23 protein-coding genes are annotated in these 20,327 nt (G+C 55.4%); 14 read left to right on the top strand and 9 right to left on the bottom strand.

Annotation, left to right across the window (positions count from 1 at the left end; translation table 11 throughout):
* Positions 1–10: 10 nt before the first annotated feature.
* Positions 11–994: a calcium/sodium antiporter gene (locus tag LH22_RS19375; protein WP_034826610.1), complete on the bottom strand. Its 984-nt coding sequence runs from the start codon at positions 992–994 to the stop codon at positions 11–13.
* 227 nt (positions 995–1,221) lie between these two features.
* Between LH22_RS19375 and mlaF the strand changes: the two genes are divergently transcribed.
* The 7 genes from mlaF (at position 1,222) to murA (ending at position 5,999) form a co-directional block, all read left to right on the top strand.
* Complete coding sequence (gene mlaF / locus LH22_RS19370; protein ID WP_038649487.1) at positions 1,222–2,037, top strand: phospholipid ABC transporter ATP-binding protein MlaF; 816 nt, start codon at positions 1,222–1,224, stop codon at positions 2,035–2,037.
* 4 nt (positions 2,038–2,041) lie between these two features.
* Entirely contained in the window at positions 2,042–2,824 is a 783-nt protein-coding gene (mlaE, locus tag LH22_RS19365) for a lipid asymmetry maintenance ABC transporter permease subunit MlaE (protein WP_034826606.1), read from the top strand.
* Between the two features lie 4 nt (positions 2,825–2,828).
* Positions 2,829–3,371: an outer membrane lipid asymmetry maintenance protein MlaD gene (gene mlaD, locus LH22_RS19360; protein ID WP_034826604.1), complete on the top strand. Its 543-nt coding sequence runs from the start codon at positions 2,829–2,831 to the stop codon at positions 3,369–3,371.
* Positions 3,372–3,385: 14 nt separating this feature from the next.
* Complete coding sequence (gene mlaC / locus LH22_RS19355) at positions 3,386–4,015, top strand: phospholipid-binding protein MlaC (RefSeq protein WP_034826602.1); 630 nt, start codon at positions 3,386–3,388, stop codon at positions 4,013–4,015.
* A gap of 2 nt (positions 4,016–4,017) precedes the next feature.
* Positions 4,018–4,323, top strand: a complete 306-nt coding sequence (gene mlaB, locus LH22_RS19350) for a lipid asymmetry maintenance protein MlaB (RefSeq protein WP_038649484.1) — start codon at positions 4,018–4,020, stop codon at positions 4,321–4,323.
* A 114-nt stretch (positions 4,324–4,437) separates the two neighbouring features.
* The gene (gene ibaG, locus LH22_RS19345) at positions 4,438–4,695 is read left to right on the top strand and encodes a BolA family iron metabolism protein IbaG (RefSeq protein ID WP_021184251.1); all 258 of its coding nucleotides are present in this window, start codon (positions 4,438–4,440) and stop codon (positions 4,693–4,695) included.
* A 44-nt stretch (positions 4,696–4,739) separates the two neighbouring features.
* Positions 4,740–5,999 (top strand): UDP-N-acetylglucosamine 1-carboxyvinyltransferase, encoded by a 1,260-nt coding sequence (gene murA, locus LH22_RS19340; protein WP_038649478.1) that lies wholly within the window; start codon positions 4,740–4,742, stop codon positions 5,997–5,999.
* A gap of 65 nt (positions 6,000–6,064) precedes the next feature.
* On the opposite strand, the gene LH22_RS19335 is transcribed toward murA, so the two are convergent.
* Together LH22_RS19335 and ispB are read right to left on the bottom strand one after the other, a co-directional pair.
* Positions 6,065–6,346: a helix-turn-helix domain-containing protein gene (locus LH22_RS19335; protein ID WP_038649475.1), complete on the bottom strand. Its 282-nt coding sequence runs from the start codon at positions 6,344–6,346 to the stop codon at positions 6,065–6,067.
* 272 nt (positions 6,347–6,618) lie between these two features.
* The gene (ispB, locus tag LH22_RS19330) at positions 6,619–7,590 is read right to left on the bottom strand and encodes an octaprenyl diphosphate synthase (protein ID WP_038649473.1); all 972 of its coding nucleotides are present in this window, start codon (positions 7,588–7,590) and stop codon (positions 6,619–6,621) included.
* 254 nt (positions 7,591–7,844) lie between these two features.
* Between ispB and rplU the strand changes: the two genes are divergently transcribed.
* The 3 genes from rplU (at position 7,845) to cgtA (ending at position 9,854) form a co-directional block, all read left to right on the top strand.
* Positions 7,845–8,156 carry a 50S ribosomal protein L21 gene (rplU, locus tag LH22_RS19325; protein ID WP_034826596.1) on the top strand — a complete coding sequence of 104 codons (312 nt, stop codon included), beginning with the start codon at positions 7,845–7,847 and terminating at the stop codon, positions 8,154–8,156.
* A 15-nt stretch (positions 8,157–8,171) separates the two neighbouring features.
* The gene (gene rpmA, locus LH22_RS19320; protein WP_003851093.1) at positions 8,172–8,429 is read left to right on the top strand and encodes a 50S ribosomal protein L27; all 258 of its coding nucleotides are present in this window, start codon (positions 8,172–8,174) and stop codon (positions 8,427–8,429) included.
* Between the two features lie 249 nt (positions 8,430–8,678).
* On the top strand, positions 8,679–9,854 hold the full coding sequence (gene cgtA, locus LH22_RS19315) for an Obg family GTPase CgtA (RefSeq protein ID WP_038649467.1): 1,176 nt from the start codon (positions 8,679–8,681) through the stop codon (positions 9,852–9,854).
* Between the two features lie 142 nt (positions 9,855–9,996).
* Here cgtA and LH22_RS19310 read toward each other — a convergent pair whose 3' ends face one another.
* The 5 genes from LH22_RS19310 to LH22_RS19290 are packed head-to-tail and all read right to left on the bottom strand — an operon-like array spanning position 9,997 to position 14,851.
* Positions 9,997–10,413 carry a hotdog fold thioesterase gene (locus LH22_RS19310; protein WP_038649464.1) on the bottom strand — a complete coding sequence of 139 codons (417 nt, stop codon included), beginning with the start codon at positions 10,411–10,413 and terminating at the stop codon, positions 9,997–9,999.
* 1 nt (position 10,414) lies between these two features.
* Entirely contained in the window at positions 10,415–11,173 is a 759-nt protein-coding gene (dhbA, locus tag LH22_RS19305; protein WP_038649461.1) for a 2,3-dihydro-2,3-dihydroxybenzoate dehydrogenase, read from the bottom strand.
* On the bottom strand, positions 11,170–12,024 hold the full coding sequence (locus LH22_RS19300; RefSeq protein ID WP_038649458.1) for an isochorismatase family protein: 855 nt from the start codon (positions 12,022–12,024) through the stop codon (positions 11,170–11,172). Before LH22_RS19300 ends, dhbA begins: the two co-directional genes overlap by 4 nt.
* A gap of 18 nt (positions 12,025–12,042) precedes the next feature.
* The gene (locus LH22_RS19295) at positions 12,043–13,659 is read right to left on the bottom strand and encodes a (2,3-dihydroxybenzoyl)adenylate synthase (RefSeq protein WP_038649456.1); all 1,617 of its coding nucleotides are present in this window, start codon (positions 13,657–13,659) and stop codon (positions 12,043–12,045) included.
* A gap of 10 nt (positions 13,660–13,669) precedes the next feature.
* On the bottom strand, positions 13,670–14,851 hold the full coding sequence (locus tag LH22_RS19290; protein WP_038649453.1) for an isochorismate synthase: 1,182 nt from the start codon (positions 14,849–14,851) through the stop codon (positions 13,670–13,672).
* A gap of 176 nt (positions 14,852–15,027) precedes the next feature.
* Here LH22_RS19290 and fepB point away from each other — a divergent pair, with 176 nt between their 5' ends.
* Positions 15,028–15,993, top strand: a complete 966-nt coding sequence (fepB, locus tag LH22_RS19285) for a Fe2+-enterobactin ABC transporter substrate-binding protein (protein WP_038649450.1) — start codon at positions 15,028–15,030, stop codon at positions 15,991–15,993.
* Here fepB and entS read toward each other — a convergent pair.
* Positions 15,988–17,238, bottom strand: a complete 1,251-nt coding sequence (entS, locus tag LH22_RS19280; RefSeq protein WP_038650284.1) for an enterobactin transporter EntS — start codon at positions 17,236–17,238, stop codon at positions 15,988–15,990. The genes fepB and entS overlap by 6 nt on opposite strands.
* A gap of 139 nt (positions 17,239–17,377) precedes the next feature.
* Here entS and fepD point away from each other — a divergent pair, with 139 nt between their 5' ends.
* Genes fepD through LH22_RS19265 form a run of 3 tightly spaced genes read left to right on the top strand, consistent with a single transcriptional unit; the run spans position 17,378 to position 20,141 of the window.
* The gene (gene fepD, locus LH22_RS19275) at positions 17,378–18,367 is read left to right on the top strand and encodes a Fe(3+)-siderophore ABC transporter permease (protein WP_038649448.1); all 990 of its coding nucleotides are present in this window, start codon (positions 17,378–17,380) and stop codon (positions 18,365–18,367) included.
* Positions 18,364–19,347, top strand: coding sequence for an iron-enterobactin ABC transporter permease (fepG, locus tag LH22_RS19270; protein WP_038649445.1), 984 nt, complete (start codon positions 18,364–18,366; stop codon positions 19,345–19,347). The genes fepD and fepG overlap by 4 nt, the downstream gene beginning before the upstream one ends.
* Positions 19,344–20,141: an ATP-binding cassette domain-containing protein gene (locus LH22_RS19265; protein WP_038649442.1), complete on the top strand. Its 798-nt coding sequence runs from the start codon at positions 19,344–19,346 to the stop codon at positions 20,139–20,141. Before fepG ends, LH22_RS19265 begins: the two co-directional genes overlap by 4 nt.
* Positions 20,142–20,327: the final 186 nt, after the last annotated feature.

Raw genomic sequence — 20,327 nt, 5'->3', positions numbered from 1 at the left:
CAGTCCGTCCTTAATAACTTGTGATGAGCGCAGGGCTGAGCCACAGCCACAGAACCCACGCAATAAATCCCGATAACAAAAGAGAGCCCGCTACGCGGCCAATCCGGCGTTTGCGTAACAGGCAGAGTAGGGCGAACAGCACGCTGACACCTAACATCACCCAGTAATCTCGTGCGAAAGCGTGCGCATCAACGCTGCCGGGGTGCACCAGCGCGGGCAGGCCCAGCACAATGGCCAGATTAAAGATATTAGCGCCAATCAGGTTACCGATAGCGATATCGTCTTCACCTTTCAATGCCCCCGCCAGTACGGTTGCCAGTTCAGGCAGGCTGGTGCCCACGGCAATCAACGTCAGACCCATGACCAGCTCGCTGACACCAAAATAGTCGGCAAACACGGTGGCATTATCGATCACCATCCGCGTCGACATCGGCAAAATAATCAGCGCCACCGCCAGCCACAGAAAGGCCACGGTATTGCCAGCTTCATCGCGCGGCAGTTCAGCCAATTGTTCGCGCGTTAACGTGTCGTTGTTATCCCGCTCTGCGCGGCGGGCAATGCGAATGGCGATCAGCAGATAACCTAACGCAATCAGCAGCAGCGCGATGCCATCAAGTCGACTAAGGTGATTATCAAACAGCATGATGCCACTCAGCAGTGAGACCAGCAGCATCAGGGGGAGTTCGCGCCGAATCAGATTGGAGTGCACTGTCAATGGGTGCAAAAGTGCGGCACCGCCGAGGATCAGCAGAATATTGGTAATGTTTGAGCCCAGCGCCGTCCCTACAGCTAAATCCATTTGCCCATGCTGCGCTGCAGAAAAAGAAACGATCAGTTCGGGTAACGATGTGCCAATGCTTACCACTGTCATGCCGATGATCAGCGGAGGAATGCCGAAGGATCGACACAGGATCGCGGCACTGAAAACCAGACGGTCAGCACCGTAAGCCAGTAAAATCAATCCAATAAACAGCAGGGCAGTGGCTACGAACATGAAAAATCCTTGATGGATAGGTGTGTCGGCAAACCTTGTCCGACAGGTAAATACATTGCGCGCGCGGAAACAGGCGCTGATTTTGACTGTCTGAGAGGCAAAAGTAAATTTTAAGGCCGTTTTCGCCACACCTGACGGGTAAGTTTCTGTAAAACTATCGTGCATTGTGGTCTACCAGGCTACCATCCACGACTTTGATTACGCCCGATCCGCATAAAGAGGTAACGATGATCCAGCAAAAAACGAATCTGGTTGAGGTTCGTGGCGTCAGCTTCACTCGCGGAGACCGCGTCATCTTTGATGACATTTCGCTTACCGTGCCAGCGGGTAAAGTGACCGCTATTATGGGGCCATCCGGGATTGGAAAAACCACGCTGCTGCGCCTGATTGGTGGTCAGTTGCAACCGGATAATGGGGAAATCTGGTTCCGTGACCAGAATATCCCGACGCTTTCCCGCACTAAATTGTATGAAGTGCGAAAAAAAATGAGCATGTTGTTCCAGTCGGGTGCACTTTTTACCGATCTTAACGTCTTTGATAACGTTGCCTGGCCATTGCGTGAGCACACACAATTACCGCCGGAATTGCTGCACAGCACGGTGATGATGAAGCTGGAAGCAGTCGGCCTGCGCGGTGCAGCCAAACTGATGCCGGCCGAGCTCTCTGGTGGTATGGCGCGCCGTGCCGCACTGGCGCGCGCGATTGCGCTGGAGCCGGACCTGATCATGTTCGATGAGCCCTTTGTCGGCCAGGATCCGATTACCATGGGCGTGCTGGTGAAATTGATCGATGAATTGAACCACTCGTTAGGTGTGACCTGCATTGTGGTTTCACACGATGTGCCAGAGGTCTTGAGCATTGCTGACCATGCCTATATTGTTGCCGGTCAAAAGATTATTGCCCAGGGCAGCGCGCCGGAGTTGCGGGAAAATCCTGATCCGCGCGTGCGCCAGTTTATTGAGGGTCATGCGGACGGTCCTGTGCCATTCCGCTTCGCTGCCGGGGATTACCTCAGCGATCTGACTCGTGCAGGGAGAACGTAAACTGATGTTGCTAAAGGCGCTGGCGTCACTTGGACGTCAGGGAATTAATACTTGCGCGGCGTTTGGCCGTGCAGGCTTGATGCTGTTTCATGCGCTGGTGGGTAAACCCGCTTTCCGTCGCCACGCGCCACTGCTGGTAAAACAGCTGTACAGCGTGGGTGTGCTGTCGCTGCTGATCATCGTGGTCTCGGGTTTATTCATTGGTATGGTGCTGGGCCTGCAGGGTTATCTGGTGCTGACGACCTACAGCGCTGAAACCAGTCTCGGCATGCTGGTGGCCTTATCGCTGCTACGTGAACTGGGTCCCGTGGTCACGGCATTGCTGTTTGCAGGACGTGCGGGTTCAGCCCTGACGGCAGAGATTGGTTTGATGAAAGCCACCGAACAGCTCTCCAGTATGGAAATGATGGCCGTTGATCCGCTGCGTCGCGTGGTTTCGCCGCGCTTCTGGGCAGGGTTTATCAGCATGCCGCTGCTAGCCTTGATCTTTACGGCAGTCGGTATTGCCGGTGGGGCGTTGGTGGGCGTGGGATGGAAAGGCATCGATCCTGGCTTCTTCTGGTCAGCGATGCAAAATGCCGTGGATTTCCGCACCGATGTCATCAACTGCATCATTAAAAGCGCAGTCTTTGCCGTGACGGTAACCTGGATTGCGCTGTTCAATGGCTATGATGCCATCCCGACCTCGGAAGGGATTAGTCGGGCGACAACGCGTACCGTAGTGCATGCTTCACTGGCGGTACTCGGTTTGGACTTTGTGCTGACAGCACTGATGTTTGGGAATTGATGCAATGCAAAGCAAGAAAAACGAAATCTGGGTTGGCGTCTTCATGCTGGCAGCACTGTTGGCACTGTTATTCCTCAGCCTGCGCGTGGCCGATCTCAAGTCACTTGGCACCGAACCGACATGGAAGCTGTATGCCACTTTCGATAATATTGGCGGCCTAAAAGTCAGCTCACCGGTGAAAATTGGTGGTGTGGTGATTGGTCGTGTCACGGATATTTCGCTGGATGATAAAACGCTGTCGCCGCGTGTCACCATGGACATCAGCGATCAATATGCCGACAAAATCCCGGACACCAGCTCGCTGGCTATTCGCACGCAAGGTCTGCTGGGTGAACAGTTCCTCGCGCTAAATTTAGGCTTTGATGATCCAGAACTGGGTTCGGCTATGCTGAAAGATGGCGGCACGTTGCGTGACACCAAATCCGCGATGGTGCTGGAAGATTTGATCGGCCAGTTCCTCTACAAGAGCGGCGATAACAAAAACGATAATCAAAAGCAGGGCACCGAGAGTGCGCCTGCTCCGGCAGCACCTGCTACAACGGAATAGAGAGGTAAAACACGATGTTTAAACGTTTCCTGATGATTGCCATGCTGGCGATTGTGCCGCTGGCGGCCAATGCAGCGGATCAGAGCGATCCTTATAAACTGATGAATGAAGCGGCGGCGAAGACCTTCACCCGCTTGAAAAACGAGCAACCTAAAATCAAGCAGGATCCTAACTATCTGCGTGAGGTAGTGCGTCAGGAGTTGCTGCCTTATGTACAGATCAAGTACGCAGGTGCGCTGGTGCTGGGCCGCTATTATCGTGAAGCAACGCCCGCGCAACGCGACGCTTACTTTGCCGCATTTGGCGATTATCTGGCGCAGGCTTATGGCCAGGCGCTGGCGCTGTACCATGGCCAAACCTACCAGATTCAGCAACCGCAGCCGATTGGCGATGCGAATATCGTTGCGATTCGCGTGACTATTTTGGATCCGAACGGCCGTCCGCCTGTGCGTCTTGATTTCCAGTGGCGCAAGAACAGCCAGACCGGCAACTGGCAGGCCTATGATATGGTGGCTGAAGGCATCAGTATGATCACCACCAAACAAAATGAGTGGAGTGATTTGCTGCGTACCAAGGGCATTGATGGTCTGACCGCGCAGTTGAAAACCTACGCAGCACAGCCTATCACTCTGGATAAACAGTAAGCATGAGCGAACCGTTACGCTGGCAGCGCAATGCCAGCACGCTATCTTTAAGCGGCATGTTGGATCGCGATACCCTGCTGTCATTGTGGCATGACCGTGAAACCGCCATGGTGGATGTCGCAACCATTGATGTCGCGGCGCTGGAGCGCGTGGATTCAGCGGGGCTGGCTTTGTTAGTCCATCTACGCGAAATCGCGCGAGCACAAGGTAGCACGCCAGTTTTCACCGGTATCAACGACAAACTCCAGTCATTAATTGCGCTGTATAACCTACAGCAGATTATTGTTTCTGCGGAAAAAATCGCCTGATTACGTTGTCATCGCCAAAAGCCCCTGATTTATTCAGGGGCTTTTGCGTATTTAAGAGTCAGGCGCTTTCCTCTAAGATATCCGCCTTATTATTATTAAGTGAAGCAAAGAGCGATGGAAAATAGTGAAGTTCAGGCCGTGCTGATGCAGGCGCTGCCATTAGATGAAGTACATGTTCTCAGCAACGACGGCAGTCATTTTCAGGTGATCGCGGTGGGTGAGATGTTCGGTGAACTGAGCCGTGTGAAAAAACAGCAGGCTGTATATGCGCCGCTGATGGAATACATTGCGGATAACCGTATTCATGCGGTTTCCATTAAAACTTATACCCCAGCCGAGTGGGCGCGCGACCGTAAACTCAACGGTTTCTAAGTATCTCGCCGGTTGATTTGTTGATAGATAATTGAGAGCCGTTAATGGACAAATTTCGTGTGCAAGGCCCCACCCGTTTAAGTGGTGAAGTGACCATTTCCGGGGCGAAGAATGCTGCGCTGCCAATTCTGTTTGCTGCGCTGCTGGCAGAAGAGCCGGTTGAAATTCAGAACGTGCCGAAGCTGCGTGATATCGATACCACCATGAAGCTGCTGAATTTGCTGGGTGCGCGCGTTGAGCGTAATGGTTCGGTTCACGTTGATGCTCGCGAAGTTAATGTCTTCAGCGCGCCGTATGATCTGGTGAAAACCATGCGTGCCTCGATTTGGGCACTGGGTCCGCTGGTGGCGCGTTTTGGCCAGGGTCAGGTTTCATTGCCAGGTGGCTGTGCTATTGGTGCACGTCCGGTTGATCTGCACATCACTGGCCTTGAGCAACTGGGTGCGGAAATTAAACTGGAAGAAGGTTACGTCAAAGCTTCCGTTAATGGCCGCCTGAAAGGCGCGCATATCGTCATGGACAAAGTCAGCGTTGGCGCGACCGTGACCATCATGAGTGCGGCAACGCTTGCCACTGGCACGACCATTATTGAAAACGCCGCTCGTGAGCCGGAAATTGTCGATACGGCAAACTTCCTCAACACGCTGGGCGCAAAAATCAGCGGTGCAGGCACAGATAAAATCACCATTGAAGGCGTAGAACGTCTGGGTGGTGGTGTGTATCGCGTTCTGCCGGATCGTATCGAAACCGGTACCTTCCTGGTCGCTGCTGCGATTTCCCGCGGTAAAGTGGTGTGCCATAAAGCCCAGCCCGATACGCTGGATGCGGTACTCGCAAAACTGCGTGATGCGGGTGCCGAGATTGAAACCGGTGAAGACTGGATCAGCCTCGATATGCACGGTAAGCGCCCTAAGGCGGTTAACCTCCGTACTGCACCACACCCAGGTTTCCCAACCGACATGCAGGCACAGTTCACCTTGCTGAACATGGTGGCGGAAGGCACTGGCGTGATCACCGAAACCATCTTCGAAAACCGTTTCATGCACATCCCTGAGCTGATTCGTATGGGCGGTCACGCGGAAATCGAAAGCAACACTGCGATTTGCCACGGTGTTGAGGCGCTGTCGGGTGCACAAGTGATGGCAACCGACCTGCGCGCTTCTGCGAGCCTGGTACTGGCCGGTTGCATCGCGGAAGGCACTACCATTGTGGACCGTATTTATCATATCGACCGTGGCTATGAGCACATCGAAGATAAACTGAAGGCCATGGGTGCCAATATCGAGCGCGTCAGCGGCGAATAACACAGATCTCGCACGCGAAGAAAACCAGTCACGGCAGCGTGGCTGGTTTTTTTATGCCAAAGATCTCAGATCTCCTGACGATCCCTGGGGGATCGAATACGTTTTTTGCGATCCAGCAAGCGCGATGTAATAGGATCATAATAGCGAGTTGGCCAGATCTCGGCGGGATGAACACCGATCGCTTCAGCGATCAACCACTCTCCTTTTGGCCAGGGGCGGGAAAGTGCGTTGGAGAGTGTGGATGAGTTCAGCCCCGAATTGCGTGACAATTCAGCCATTGATGTGCCTTTTTTACGCAGTGCTGCAATCACATCTGCGGGATGCCAATCCTGTTTCCTTGCTTTCATAACGTCCTGCTCCTTGTCCATGTTATTGCGTTGTCTCTGCCGCAGCGAGCGTATCCAATGCAGAGATATTAGGAAAAAACAAAAACCTTATAGCAAATAATTTCCATAAGCTTCCAGTAATTGTTTTGGCCTCGCATTAAACTGAGCTCTCTTTCGCAAAAGCGCTGCAAGGAATGTAATGGGCAGTCAGGTGAAGGGCTGGGAAGTAAAGCAGGGGGAGAAAACGGGTGAGGCAGGAAAGAAAACGGGGCCAGGCTGCCCCGTAATGACAATCAGAAATCACGCTGCACTGACATGTGGGCCAATGCTTCGAGTGCGCTCCGCCACGGTGTTTCTGGCAGGGCTTGCAGGGCAGCAATGGCTTTATCCGCCTCTTCTTCAGCGCGTTTGCGCGTCCATTCCAGCGAGCCAGTTTGTTGCATGGCATCCAGTACCGGTTCCAGCAGATGGCGACCGTTACCTTCTTCGATTGCTTTGCGGATCATCTGAGCTTGCTCTGGCGTGCCGTTGTGCATGGCATGCAGCAGCGGCAGCGTCGGCTTGCCTTCACTCAGGTCATCACCGGTATTTTTACCCAGGGTTTCGCCATCCGCACTGTAATCCAGCAAATCGTCAATTAACTGGAAAGCGGTACCCAGATAGCGACCATAATCCTGCAGCGCTTTTTCCTGCGCCGGCGTGGCTTCAGCCAGAATCGCGGAGGCTTGAGAAGCCGCTTCAAACAGGCGCGCGGTCTTACTGTAGATGACGCGCATGTAGCTCTCTTCAGTGATATCGGGATCGTTGCAGTTCATCAACTGCAGCACTTCACCTTCCGCAATCACGTTTACTGCTTCGGACATCAGCGCGAGGATCTTTAAGGATCCCATGCTGGTCATCATCTGAAACGCGCGGGTGTAGATGAAATCCCCCACTAGCACACTGGCAGCATTGCCGAACGCGGCATTGGCAGTGGCTTTGCCACGGCGCATATCGGATTCATCCACCACATCATCGTGCAGCAGAGTCGCTGTGTGGATAAATTCGATCAGCGCCGCATTGGTGACATGCAGCGATCCCTGATAGTTCAGCGCACGTGCCGAGAGCACCGCGATCATAGGCCGGATACGTTTGCCTCCGCCGCTGATGATGTAATAACCCAACTGATTAATCAGTGAGACATCTGAATTCAGCTGGTCGAGGATGGTCTGGTTGACGGCCGCCATGTCCTGCGCGGTTAATTCATTAATCTGTTCTAAGTTCATTCGTCTGTTCAGCTTTGACTCGTATTTTGCATGGTAAGCGCTTTTACCCAGCGTGAGTTCAGGTAATCTGTTACTGATTGTACTTGAAAAATCGGGCTGAGAAACGTTTGCATTCGTCCTGCGCTTTTTTTCTGCAAGAGAGTGCAAAGTGCACTTGTCTTCTGCTGGAGATTTGCGTAGAATTCGCGCCCTATTGTGAATATTTATCGCGCCGCCTGATGAATAGAAAGGCATGCGCAGAAGCGGAGTTTTATATGTACGCGGTTTTCCAAAGTGGTGGTAAACAACACCGAGTAAGCGAAGGTCAGACCGTTCGCTTGGAAAAGCTGGACATCGCAACCGGCGAAACCATTGAGTTCGACCAGGTTCTGATGATTGCAAATGGCGAAGACGTGCAAATCGGCGCGCCACTGGTATCAGGCGGTGTGATCAAGGCAGAAGTTGTTGCTCACGGTCGTGGCGAGAAAGTTAAGATTGTTAAGTTTCGTCGTCGTAAACACTACCGTAAGCAAGCTGGTCACCGTCAGTGGTTCACTGATGTGAAAATCACTGTGATCGGCGCGTAAGAGGAGATCTGACAAATGGCACATAAAAAGGCTGGTGGCTCGACTCGTAACGGTCGCGACTCCAATGCAAAACGTCTGGGTGTTAAGCGTTTCGGTGGTGAATCTGTTCTGGCAGGTAGCATCATCGTTCGTCAGCGTGGCACCAAATTCCACGCAGGTACCAATGTAGGTTGTGGTCGTGACCACACCCTGTTTGCTACCGCAGACGGTAAAGTACAATTCGAAGTTAAAGGTCCTAACAACCGTAAGTACATCAGCATCGTTGCTGAGTAAGGTTGTTGTGACGCAGACGGTTAACGTCTGAACACACGAATTGAAGGCCCCGCAGCTTTGCGGGGCTTTTTACATTCTGCCGCAGGTTGCGGGATTCCCTCTGACCAAAACGCGCAGTTTGCTGTACAATTTATGTACTCCTGGCTTTGCCAGTCTTGTATTATCCGCCGCCGGTCAGCGCAGAAGACCCTGGCGGACCCGTTTGCTGTGCTTTAGTCGCCGCGAACGATAGCGTGACGGAGAAATAAAATGAAGTTTGTAGATGAAGCGACGATCCTTGCGGTCGCAGGCGATGGCGGTAATGGTTGCGTAAGCTTCCGCCGCGAGAAATACATTCCACGCGGTGGCCCGGACGGCGGCGACGGCGGTGACGGCGGTGATGTTTACCTGCTGGCGGATGAAAACCTGAATACCCTGATCGATTATCGCTTCGAGAAATCTTTCCGCGCCGAACGTGGCCAAAATGGCCAGAGCCGTGATTGCACCGGTAAACGCGGCAAAGACATCATTATCAAGGTGCCTGTTGGTACTCGCGTGATTGACCAGGGGACTGGCGAAACGCTGGGTGACATGACGCGCCACGAGCAGAAGCTGATGGTCGCAAAAGGCGGCTGGCACGGCTTGGGCAATACGCGTTTTAAATCCTCCGTTAACCGTTCCCCACGTCAGAAGACCATGGGTACGCCGGGCGAGAAACGCGACCTGCAGCTGGAGCTGATGCTGCTGGCTGATGTCGGTATGCTTGGCCTGCCAAATGCCGGTAAATCGACCTTTATTCGCTCCGTGTCTGCGGCTAAACCGAAAGTGGCGGATTATCCATTTACCACTTTGGTGCCAAGCCTCGGCGTGGTGCGCATGGACAACGAAAAGAGCTTCGTCGTCGCGGATATCCCGGGCCTGATTGAAGGCGCAGCGGATGGTGCCGGTCTGGGCATTCGCTTCCTGAAGCACCTTGAGCGTTGCCGTGTACTGTTGCACCTGATTGACCTTGCGCCGATCGATGAATCCGATCCGGTTGAGAACGCCCGCATCATCCTGGGTGAACTGGAAAAATACAGCGAGAAGCTGTTCCAGAAGCCACGCTGGCTGGTGTTTAACAAATGTGACCTGCTGGACCGTGAAGAAGCAGAAAACCGCGCTAAAGCGGTTGTGGAAGCATTGGGCTGGGAAGACAAATACTATCTGATTTCTGCGGCCAGCCATGATGGCGTGAAAGATCTTTGCTGGGACGTGATGACCTTCATCATCGAGAACCCGAAAGAAGCGGAAGAAGAAGCGAAAGAGCCGGAGAAAGTGGCCTTCATGTGGGATGACTATCACCGCGAAGCCATGGAAACCGCTCAGGAAGTGGAAGAAGATGACGATTGGGATGACGACTGGGACGAGGAGGACGACGAAGGCGTCGAAATCATTTACCAGCGTTAATCGCCAAAGAGAAAGCGGCCAATTGGCCGCTTTTTTTATGGCTGCTGAGTGCCCATTTTCATCTCCCGATGAAAGGGCATCGTGTTCAGCAATCCGGCGCGATTTTTCTCACCCCCTGGAATAAGGGGGCCGTCGCGGAAAATTACCCCAGCACCGCCACCGTCAATCGCGATGTGAAGCACAGCTGATCGCGTCCATTGCGAATCTCTATTTCCCAACTCTGGTTGCGTGCGCCAAGATGCAAAGGACGGCAGATGCCGCGGACTTCACCGCTGCTCACCGCGCGATGGTGGCTGGCACTGACCTCAATCCCCACCACACTTTTGCCCTCTTCCACACTCAGATAACCGGCAATCGATCCCATCGATTCCGCCAGCACCACTGACGCACCGCCGTGCAGCAGGCCAAACGGCTGCTGCGTGCGGGTGTCCACTGGCATAGTGGCCTCAAGGTAATCGTCGCCAATCACCGTGAACACGATGCCGATGTGCGACACCAGCGAGTTATCACCCAGGGTATTTAAGGTTGCCAGATCAACCGATCGTTTCCAGATTGCCATATCAGGATCCCAGCGTTGCGCCACCGTCGACCACAATATCCTGCAGTACCACGTGGCTGGCAAGATCCGAGGCAAGGAACAGGACGTTGTTCACGATCTCTTGCGGTTTCGCGATCTTACGCAGTGGGATCCCCAGCTTATATTGATCCGGGAAGCCGTTGATCATCTCCTGCTCTGCTTCCGGCGTGTGCCACAGGCTACGTTGCATGTCGGTATCGGTTGAACCCGGTGAAACGATGTTGCAGCGCACGCCAAACGGTGCCATTTCCAGACCGACGGTCAGGCACAGGCTACGCAGTGCCGCTTTGGAAGCGCCATAAGCGGACATCCCCAGGCGTGGCGCATGAGCGGCGTTGGAGGCGATGGTGACAATCGCTCCTGCGCTCTGCTGGCGGAACACCGGCAGCGTCTGCTGGAACATATTGAAGGCGCCGCCAGCGTTCACCGCCAGACACGCCTGCCAGTCTTCGAATGCGAGTGCTTCGGTGCTGCCGACGCGCAGGATCCCGGCGCCGTTGACCAGCACATCCAGACGAGGCTGCTCAGTCAGCAGGCGCTGACAAACTTCTTTCACCTCCGCCGCATTCGCTACATCCAAAACCTGCGTGGCAAACGGGTAGTCGGGCTGATCAAAACGCAGATCGAAGCCGATCACCTGTGCGCCGGCCTGATGGAATGCCAGCGCCGTGTGGTAACCAATGCCTTTACCCGCACCGGTTACCCAGACGAATTTTCCGTTAAAGTCGAAAGAGGCACTCATTTGGCAGGCGTCCGTGACAGCAGAGCCCACCAGCCATCAATGCTAGGATTTTTCGCCAGGCTAACGAAATCGATATCGTTGTGCACCTGGCGCCAGCGCGCTGCCAGCGCCATCACGCGCACGGAATCCAGACCGTAGTCGATCAGATTCTCATCATCTTCCGGCACATCGTCATCTTCCAGCAGCGGCAGAATCAGCGCACGCAGATCATCTTTGCTTAGCGGCAGCGGCATGAGATCGGCGGTCATCACCACTTTGCCACTACGGCCAGCAGTGTAAGTCAGCGCCATCATGTGCTCTTCGCGGCTAAAATCGGCCAGCGCATCTGCCACCATAAACGGCTGGATATTACGCATAAAGGCGTCAGTGGCGGTGGTCAGACAGCCGATGTGGGCATAAACGCCGGTGATGATCAGCTGATCGCGGCCCATCTCTTGCAGGATCGATTCCAGCGGCGAACGCACAAAGGCGCTGTAGCGCCATTTGGTCAACACCTGATCGTCCTGATCTGGCGCCAGTGCATCCACGATCTTCTGTTGATCCGGATGCTTATTCAGGCCCGGCCCCCACATGTCGTTAAGCAATGCGCGATCGGCATCGCTCTGCTCATTAGGCTGCGCGGTGTAAAACACCGGAATACCCTGCGCTTTGCAGTAGGCACGCAGGCGCGCAATGTTTTCGACGACCTGGTCGATCAGCGGGCTGTTCTCGCCCCAGAAATTCAGGAAATAAGCCTGCATATCATGGATGAGCAGCGCAGCGCGCTGTGGCTCTACGCTCCATTTCACTTTATTGGTCGGCAGTTCAGTGGCGGCAGGCAGCGCGTAAGAATTGAGTTTTGGAATAGCCATTATTATCTCCGGAACAGGTCAGGCTTGCGCTTGTTGGTCAGCAAGCTGTTGGCGTAAACGTTTTTTATCCACCTTGCCAACCGGGGTCAGCGGCAGGGCATCTACGCAGGTAATACGATCGGGTAATTTAAACTCGGCGACACCGAGATCGCGCAGATGGCGACGCAGTGCTACCGCTTTGATCGGCTGACTGGCAACGATAAAGGCGCAGCTCTTTTCGCCCATCAGTTCATCATTCATCGACACGAGCGCAGCGTGGATCACGTCCGGATGACGCTGCAGCAGATTCTCGATCTCTTCTGCGGCGATCTTCTCGCCACCCCGGTTGATCTGATCTTTCTCTCGGCCCTGCACGGTGATGTAGCCCTGAGGATTGATCTCAATCAGATCGCCAGAACAGTAAAAACCATTAGCATCGAAGCTGGCCGCGTTGTGCTCCGGGCTTTTATAGTAACCACGGAAGGTGTACGGACCGCGTGTCATCAGGCGGCCTACCGTGCCGTGCGGCAGCGGATTACCCTGTTCGTCGGCCACCCACACTTCGTCATCTTCAGAAATCGGTCGGCCCTGAGTGGTCAGCACGATTTTCTCGTCATCGCCAAAGCGGGTGTAGTTCACCAGGCCTTCGGCCATGCCAAACACCTGCTGTAATTGGCAGCCAATTTCGCTCTGGATGCGTGCCGCCAGGGTTTCGCCGAGCTTCGCGCCGCCGACCTGAATCCGCTGCAGCGAAGCCAGCTGCTTGTTGCTACCCCATTCCTGAATCGCCTGCAGCCACAGGCTCACTGCGGGTGGCACCAGACCGGTATCGGTGACCTGATGCTTCTCAATCAGCGGGAAGCAGAGCGTGGCGCTTGGGTCAGCGGCAAGAATCACCTGGCCCCCTGCATAAAACACACCGAGTGAACCCGGTGAGCTCATGGCGAAGTTATGCGGTGCGGGCAGGGCGACCAGATAGCGCGTGTCAGCCGTGACTTCGCAGATCTCATCACTGGCGCGAATACTGTAATAGTAATCATTGTGCGTGCGTGGGATCAGCTTCGGCGTACCGGTGCTGCCGCCGGAGAGCTGGAAAAACGCCACTTCATCGGCAGCAGTTGGCGTTGACTGGTAATCGCCTGCCGCTTCCGCCATCAGGGCTTCGAGGGTGTTTTCTTTATCACCGTCATGGCACAGAATCACCTGCTGCAGAGAGGGCTGTGCCGCACAGAGCGCACCAATAAAGGTGTCGTCGGCAAACAGTGCGTGACGGCGATCGGCAATTAACAGCTTAGGCTCAATCTGCGTGGCGTAGGCGGTCAGCTCCGTGCGCTGATGGCTATACAGCGCGAAGACGGATGCCACGCCCAGTTTAAACAGCGCAAAGACCGTGACGTAAAACTCCGCCACGTTGCCTAGCTGCACTAACGCAGTATCACCCTGTTGCAGGCCACGGCGCTGCAGGGCCGCCGCGAGGTTATCGGTTAGTTGATTCAGCTCGCGATAGCTGATTTGACGATCGCCGTCGATGACCGCGATGGCATCATTCTCTTGATGGCGCGCCAGGATATCGGTCATTGGCACATCGAGCCAATAGCCTTTTTCGCGATAGCGCGCAGCCAAATCTTCAGGCCAGCGGGTATAGGGAATGCTCATGCTCTTTCCTTTATTGCAGTCCAAAAGCGCGCAACATGGTATCCAGCTTCACGCCGGTTTCGCGCCATTCTGATTCAGGTTGGGAATCGGCAACGATGCCTGCGCCCGCAAACAGTCGCACGCGTGCACCGTGCACGGTGCCACAACGAATCGTCACCACCCATTCACCGTTTCCTTCACTGTCACACCATCCCACAATGCCGCCAAACAGCTGACGATCAAAAGGCTCCAACTGCTGAATCAGCTGCTGAGCACGCTGGTGTGGGAAGCCGCTTAATGCGGGGGTCGGATGAAGCAGGCAGGCCAGCGACAAGGCGTTCTCACGATCATCCTGCACCTCACCATCGATTTGGGTCGCGAGGTGCCACAAGGTTGCCGTGGTGATCAACGACGGTACCGTCGGCACCGACAGCAGGCGACTGCGCGGTTGCAGCGTATCGCGCATCGCATCCGTGACCAGCTGGTGTTCATGACGATCTTTGCTGGAGTCCATCAGCGTATTGCCCGCTGCCTGATCCTGTTGGCTATCGTGGTGATCACGACGTGCTGAGCCCGCCAGCGGGCACGAGCTAAAATCGCGGCCCTGCTTACGCAGCATCAGTTCCGGGCTGGCCCCCACCAGTGCACCGCCTTGTGGTAGCGGCAGGTGGAAGTGATAGCTATTCGGATTCTGTGCAATCACGCGTTGCATCAGCGCCGCGGTATCCACTGGCTGCTCGGTGACAATATCCATCAGGCGTGACAGCACCACTTTATCGAGGTCACCACGTTGCGTTGCTGTCACCGCATCGGCCACCATTTGGGTAAAGACATCGTGATCCGGCACCGCCATGCGACGACGTACCTGCGGCAGTTCACTGGCAGCCGCAGGCAGCGCATTCTGTAGGTCGGCACGATGAAAAGTTTGATACGTTTCAGGGATAAACAAGGCCGCAGGCTGACTCACGTCAAACGGAATCGCACCCACCAGGATCGGATTCTCAATGCCTTGTTGTTTTGCCGCCGCAAAATGTTGATGCAGCTGAAGTTGAAAATCACCCTGCAATGATGCAGCGTCTGCCACAGAGGTGGTTATCGTGGTATAGCAGCCTTGAGTCGCGAGGCTGCGCCACGGCGAGGTAAAGAGGAACCCACGGCATAACGCAGAAAAATCCTCTAATAAGGCATTTTCAAACATGGATGATTCCACCATAATTTTCACCTATAAATGATAAGATTATTAAGAATGATTATCATTTTTATTATGGGCCTGTAACCTACGTCGATTGGACAAAAGAGTCAATCCATTCGCGGGATTTCCCGCATGATTAGGCGTAATCGGAAGGTGACGTCGAGCCGTGCAATAAGCTAAAAGGTGGACCAAAACTTATGAATAAATGCGGTTTATTGGGCCTGACAGCCCTTTTGTTTATTTTCCAGACTTTCACAGGGCTCGCACAGGCAGAACAGGGATGGCCGCGCACGGTGCAAGGGGCAAAGGGTTCGATTATCTTAAACAAAGCTCCGCAGCGCATTGTTTCAACCAGCGTCACCTTAACCGGATCGCTGCTGGCGATTGATGCGCCGGTGGTGGCGTCCGGTGCGACCGCACCGAACAGTCGTCTGGCCGACGATCAGGGTTTTTTCCGTCAATGGGGTGAGGTGGCAAAACAGCGCCATGTAAAACGTCTCTATATTGGCGAGCCGAGCGCCGAAGCGGTAGCCGCAGAAGCACCCGATCTGATTCTGGTGAGCGCCACAGGAAATGACTCTGCGATTAAACTTGCCAGCCAGCTTTCCGCCATCGCGCCAACGCTGGTGGTCAATTACGATGACAAAAGCTGGCAGGATGTGGTGACGCTGCTCGGGCAGGCAACCGGCCATGAAGCGCAAGCGGCACAGCAAGTGAAAGCTTTTGACGATCGTGAAGCAGCGTTGAAAAAAACCATCACCTTACCGCCGCAACCCGTGTCTGCCATGGTGTGGAACGGCGATGGGCGTGCCGTTAACGTTTGGACCACGGAGTCAGCGCAGGGCAAACTGCTGGAGCAGCTTGGTTTTACCCTTGCCGTCCCGCCAGCCAGTGTGCAGCAAGGTCACAGCATGGGCCAGCGTAAAGACATCATTCAGTTGTCGGGTGAGAATGTGGGTAGCGGCTTGACGGGGAAAACCTTCCTGCTGTTTGCGGCGGATGACAAAACCACACAGTCAGTGATCGGCAATCCGTTCCTCGCGCAAAACGCGGCGGTTAAGGATAAGCAGGTGTTCCCGCTTGGCGTCGATTCGTTCCGCCTGGATTACTACAGCGCCAGCAATCTGCTGGCGCGTCTGGAGAAACTGTTCGTTAAGTCATGATGCCTGCTCCGCCAGCTCAGGAGCTGGCGGCGCATAACGACGTAAGCGTCCCATAACGCACCACATAACTATGCCAAGCAGCGCTGCCGCAAAGCCAAATGCGGCGGCAGCCTGTGGCGGCAATAGCCATGAACCCATAGCACCTATCATCGCCGCACCCATCGCATCCCCGGTGACATTTTGCGCGGTCCACAAGCCGTTGATGCGGCCCAACAGATGGTCAGGCGTCAGCAGTTGAATCATCGCGTACTGCACCAGACTGTTGATGGCACTGAAATAGCCAAACGCCACCAGGCACAGCAGCGCCAGCGGCAGATTGGGCATCAGGCTGAATAATCCCAGCGCGAAAAAGGCGGCCACCGCACTGCCCAGCACCAGCTGTCCCGGTCGGGCGGCATGCTTCAATTTACCGCTGGTGAAAGCGCCGATAGCGGCACCCAGCGGCACGGCTGCGTAGAGCATGCCAAACTGGTTAGCACTCACTGACCAATGTGGCGCCAGGGCAGGATAGAGCACGCGAATCGCGCTGGCCAGTGTGACCAACGCACCAATCAATGCCACCATACCGACAATCGGACTGGCAAACAGGAACTGCACCCCGGCGGCCAGCGACTTCAGCGGATGTTCACGCGGCTGAGGTGGCGGCGGGAGTTGAGGTAATTTCAGCAGCGTCAGTACGGTAATCAGTGTGCCAAACGCGGTTAAGCCGTAGTTCCACACCACGCCGCCGTGTGCAATGACCAGTCCGGCAATGGCCGGCGAGAGGATAGAGCCAAAACGCACCGTCAGCATGGTGATGGCGCCGGCCTGCATAATGTTTTCGCGCCCCACCAGCGCCGGTGTGGCCGCCAGCAGCGCCGTGACGCCAATCGCGCCAAAGAAGCCATCCCAAAATCCCAGCAGATACACCGCAATCAGTGAAGGCTGCGGCAGCGCAGCGTTGATAGCCAGCGCGATAAAGCCCAAGCCGCAGGTAGATCGGGCAAGCAAAATCAGTTTCTTACGCTCGTAGCGATCGGCTAACACGCCGCCGGTCAGCAGACCAATAAACATACCGGATGCGGCGAGGGTGACGGCCAATCCCACCAAAAGCGGGGAGTGTGTCATCTGCTGGATCTGCACCGGCACCGCCACGGCGAGCATACCAAGCGCGACAATCGAGATGAAACGGGCAATAAATACTGCGCGAAATGCCGCATGGGTTTTCAGCAGGGATAGATCGATAAAGTGGGAAGATTTGTTCATTTGTTCGCCTTTTTGCACCAATTTTCCTCATCGTCCGCGAGGCGAGTCATGGTAACATAGGCAAACGCGAGTAATAACGATAACCATTATCAAATTGCGTTGCGCATGCGACGACGTTGAACAGTGAAGGTTTAGAACGATGCGCCAAATCCGTGCATTAGCAGGCTCAGGGATTCTGCTCTTGCTCCTCATCGCGCTCAGCTTGATGCTGGGGGCAAAATCGATACCCATTTCCGATGTATATCATTCATTTACCTCAGGCTGTAATAGCGCTGAGTGCGTGATTGTGCGTGATGCACGCTTGCCTCGCACGCTGGCCGGATTGCTGGCCGGTGTGGCCCTCGGGTTAGCAGGCGCACTGATGCAAAGCCTGACGCGTAATCCGCTGGCCGATCCGGGCATTCTCGGTGTCAATGCGGGTGCCGGTTTTGCGGTGGTGATCGGCATTGCGCTGTTTGGCGCCGATTCGCCTCTTGATTGGCTCGGCTTCGCGTTTGCGGGTGCGCTGTTGGCGTCATTGCTGGTGGCGATGACGGGAGCGATTGGCGGCGGGCGAGTCAATCCGGTGCGCCTGACGTTAGCGGGCGTGGCATTGGGCGCAGTGCTGGATGGACTGACGTCTGGCCTGTCGCTGCTGAATCCCGATATTTATGACCATTTGCGTTTCTGGCACAGCGGATCGTTGGATATCCGCAATTTCACCGTACTGCGCACCCTGTTCCCGGCCGTTGTCATTGGCAGCGGGGTGGCGATTTATCTATCGCAGGCGTTGAACAGTTTAAGCATGGGCGGCGATATGGCGACCGCGCTGGGCACGCGGGTGGCGCGTACACAATTGCTGGGATTGCTGGCGATTGCGTTGCTGTGCGGTGCGGCGACGGCTGCGGTGGGACCGATCGCTTTCATCGGACTGATGACGCCCCATTTTGCACGCTGGATGGTCGGCAACGATCACCGCTGGATGCTGCCCGCCACCGCGATCATTACCCCGATTCTGCTGCTGGCAGCGGATATTCTGGGACGACTGCTGGTGGCGGGTGAACTGCGCGTCTCCATTGTCACGGCGATGTTGGGGGCTCCGGTACTGATTGTGCTGGTGCGCCGTAAACTCGGGCGAGGTGCGCTATGACGCGTCGTGTTGGATTACATACCACGTGGCTGATGCTCGGATGCGCACTGCTGGCGTATCTGGCGATGACGCGAGGCGCATTGCCGATTGGTGCAGAGCAGTTCTGGCAGGTGTTGGCTGGACAGGGTGCCAGCAACGTCAAACTTATCGTTTTAGAGTGGCGGCTGCCGCGTGTGCTGATGGCACTACTGATTGGCGCGGCACTTGGCGTCAGCGGCGCGATTTTCCAGTCACTGCTGCGCAACCCGCTCGGCAGCCCGGATATTCTCGGTTTCAATACCGGTGCCTACAGCGGCGTACTGGTGGCACTGGTGCTGTTCAATCAGGGCATCGCCGCCATGACCGGTGCAGCATTGATTGGCGGTATCAGCACGGCGGCATTGGTGTATCTGTTTGCCTGGCGCAACGGGGTAGAAACCTTCCGCCTGATTATTGTCGGTATCAGCGTGCGCGCGTTGCTGATGGCGCTGAATGCCTGGCTGATTATCATTGCCTCGCTGGAGTCCGCGCTCAGTGCCGGATTGTGGAGTGCCGGTTCACTTAACGGTATCACCTGGGCGAAAACGCCACCGGTAGTGTGCGTATTGTTGCTGTCGCTGTTGCTGATGGCCTTGCTGACCCGGCGCATGCGTTTGCTGGAAATGGGTGATGACACCGCCAGCGCGCTCGGCGTGCCAGTGGAGCGCAGTCGGCTGCTGCTGATGCTGATTGGTGTGGTGTTGACTGCGGCATCCACCGCATTGGTGGGGCCGATCTCCTTTGTCGCGTTGCTGGCACCGCAGATCGCGCGTCGACTCGGCGGCGGCGAGAAAGGTGCGTTGTTGCTGGCGGCACTGTGTGGGGCTCTGCTGTTGATTGCAGCCGATTTTGCCGCACAACATCTTTTCCTGCCTTATCAATTACCGGTTGGCGTGATTACCGTCAGCCTCGGTGGACTTTATCTGATTGCGTTACTGGTGCGGGAGGCGCGACGCCAATGATCGATATCCCTTCACGGCTGTATGGCGAAGGCCTGACGCTTGGCTACGACAAGAAAGTGGTGGCAGAAAATCTGTCGGTGGCGATCCCGGAAGGTGAGCTGACGGTGATTATCGGCCCCAACGCCTGCGGTAAATCCACTTTGCTGCGTACCCTGAGCCGTCTTAATGCACCCCTGAAAGGCGAAGTGTATCTGGATGGTGAAGCGATAGCGCGTTACCCGACTAAAGAGGTCGCACGTCGACTTGGGCTGCTGCCGCAGAGTTCCAACGCACCGGCGGGCATCAGCGTGACCGAGCTGGTGGCGCGCGGGCGTTATCCCCATCAGCCGCTATTTGGTCGCTGGCGTAGCGAGGATGAAGAGGCGGTGCAAACGGCGATGCGGGCAACCGGCGTGGCCGATCTGGCGCAGCAGCCAGTGGATACCTTGTCCGGTGGGCAGCGTCAGCGTGTATGGATTGCCATGGTACTGGCGCAGCAAACGCCGCTGTTACTGCTGGATGAGCCGACCACCTGGCTGGATATCACCCATCAGATTGAACTGCTGGAATTGATGCAGGAGTTGAATCAGCAACATGGCCGCACGTTAGTGGTGGTGCTGCACGATCTCAATCACGCCTGCCGTTATGCCACCCATTTGATCGCCATGCGTCACGGCAAGATTTTGGCCGAAGGCAAGCCCGCAGAGATCGTGACGCCCGCGTTGATAGAACAGGTGTACGGTTTACGCTGCGTGATTGTGGAAGATCCGGTGGCGCACACGCCAATGATCGTGCCGCTGGGGCGGGGAAATTAAGCAGCCTGGCTGCAGCAAAGCAGGTTATAGCGGGAATCTGAACGCTATAACATGCACCCTGGAGCAGCGCTGAAGGAAGTGCCCTGTAAATGGCAGGCAAGCTGATCGCAGTGAGGCTTAATGTCAGCGCCCTGTTCAGGACAGATAATTTTATTGCCAGGAGGTCCCTCGACCTTCTGGCAATCG

Source organism: Pantoea rwandensis (assembly GCF_000759475.1).
GTDB classification, from domain to species: domain Bacteria; phylum Pseudomonadota; class Gammaproteobacteria; order Enterobacterales; family Enterobacteriaceae; genus Pantoea; species Pantoea rwandensis_B.
Note: the sequence above shows the minus strand (reverse complement) of the source record. Positions and strands in the feature narration are given on the sequence as shown.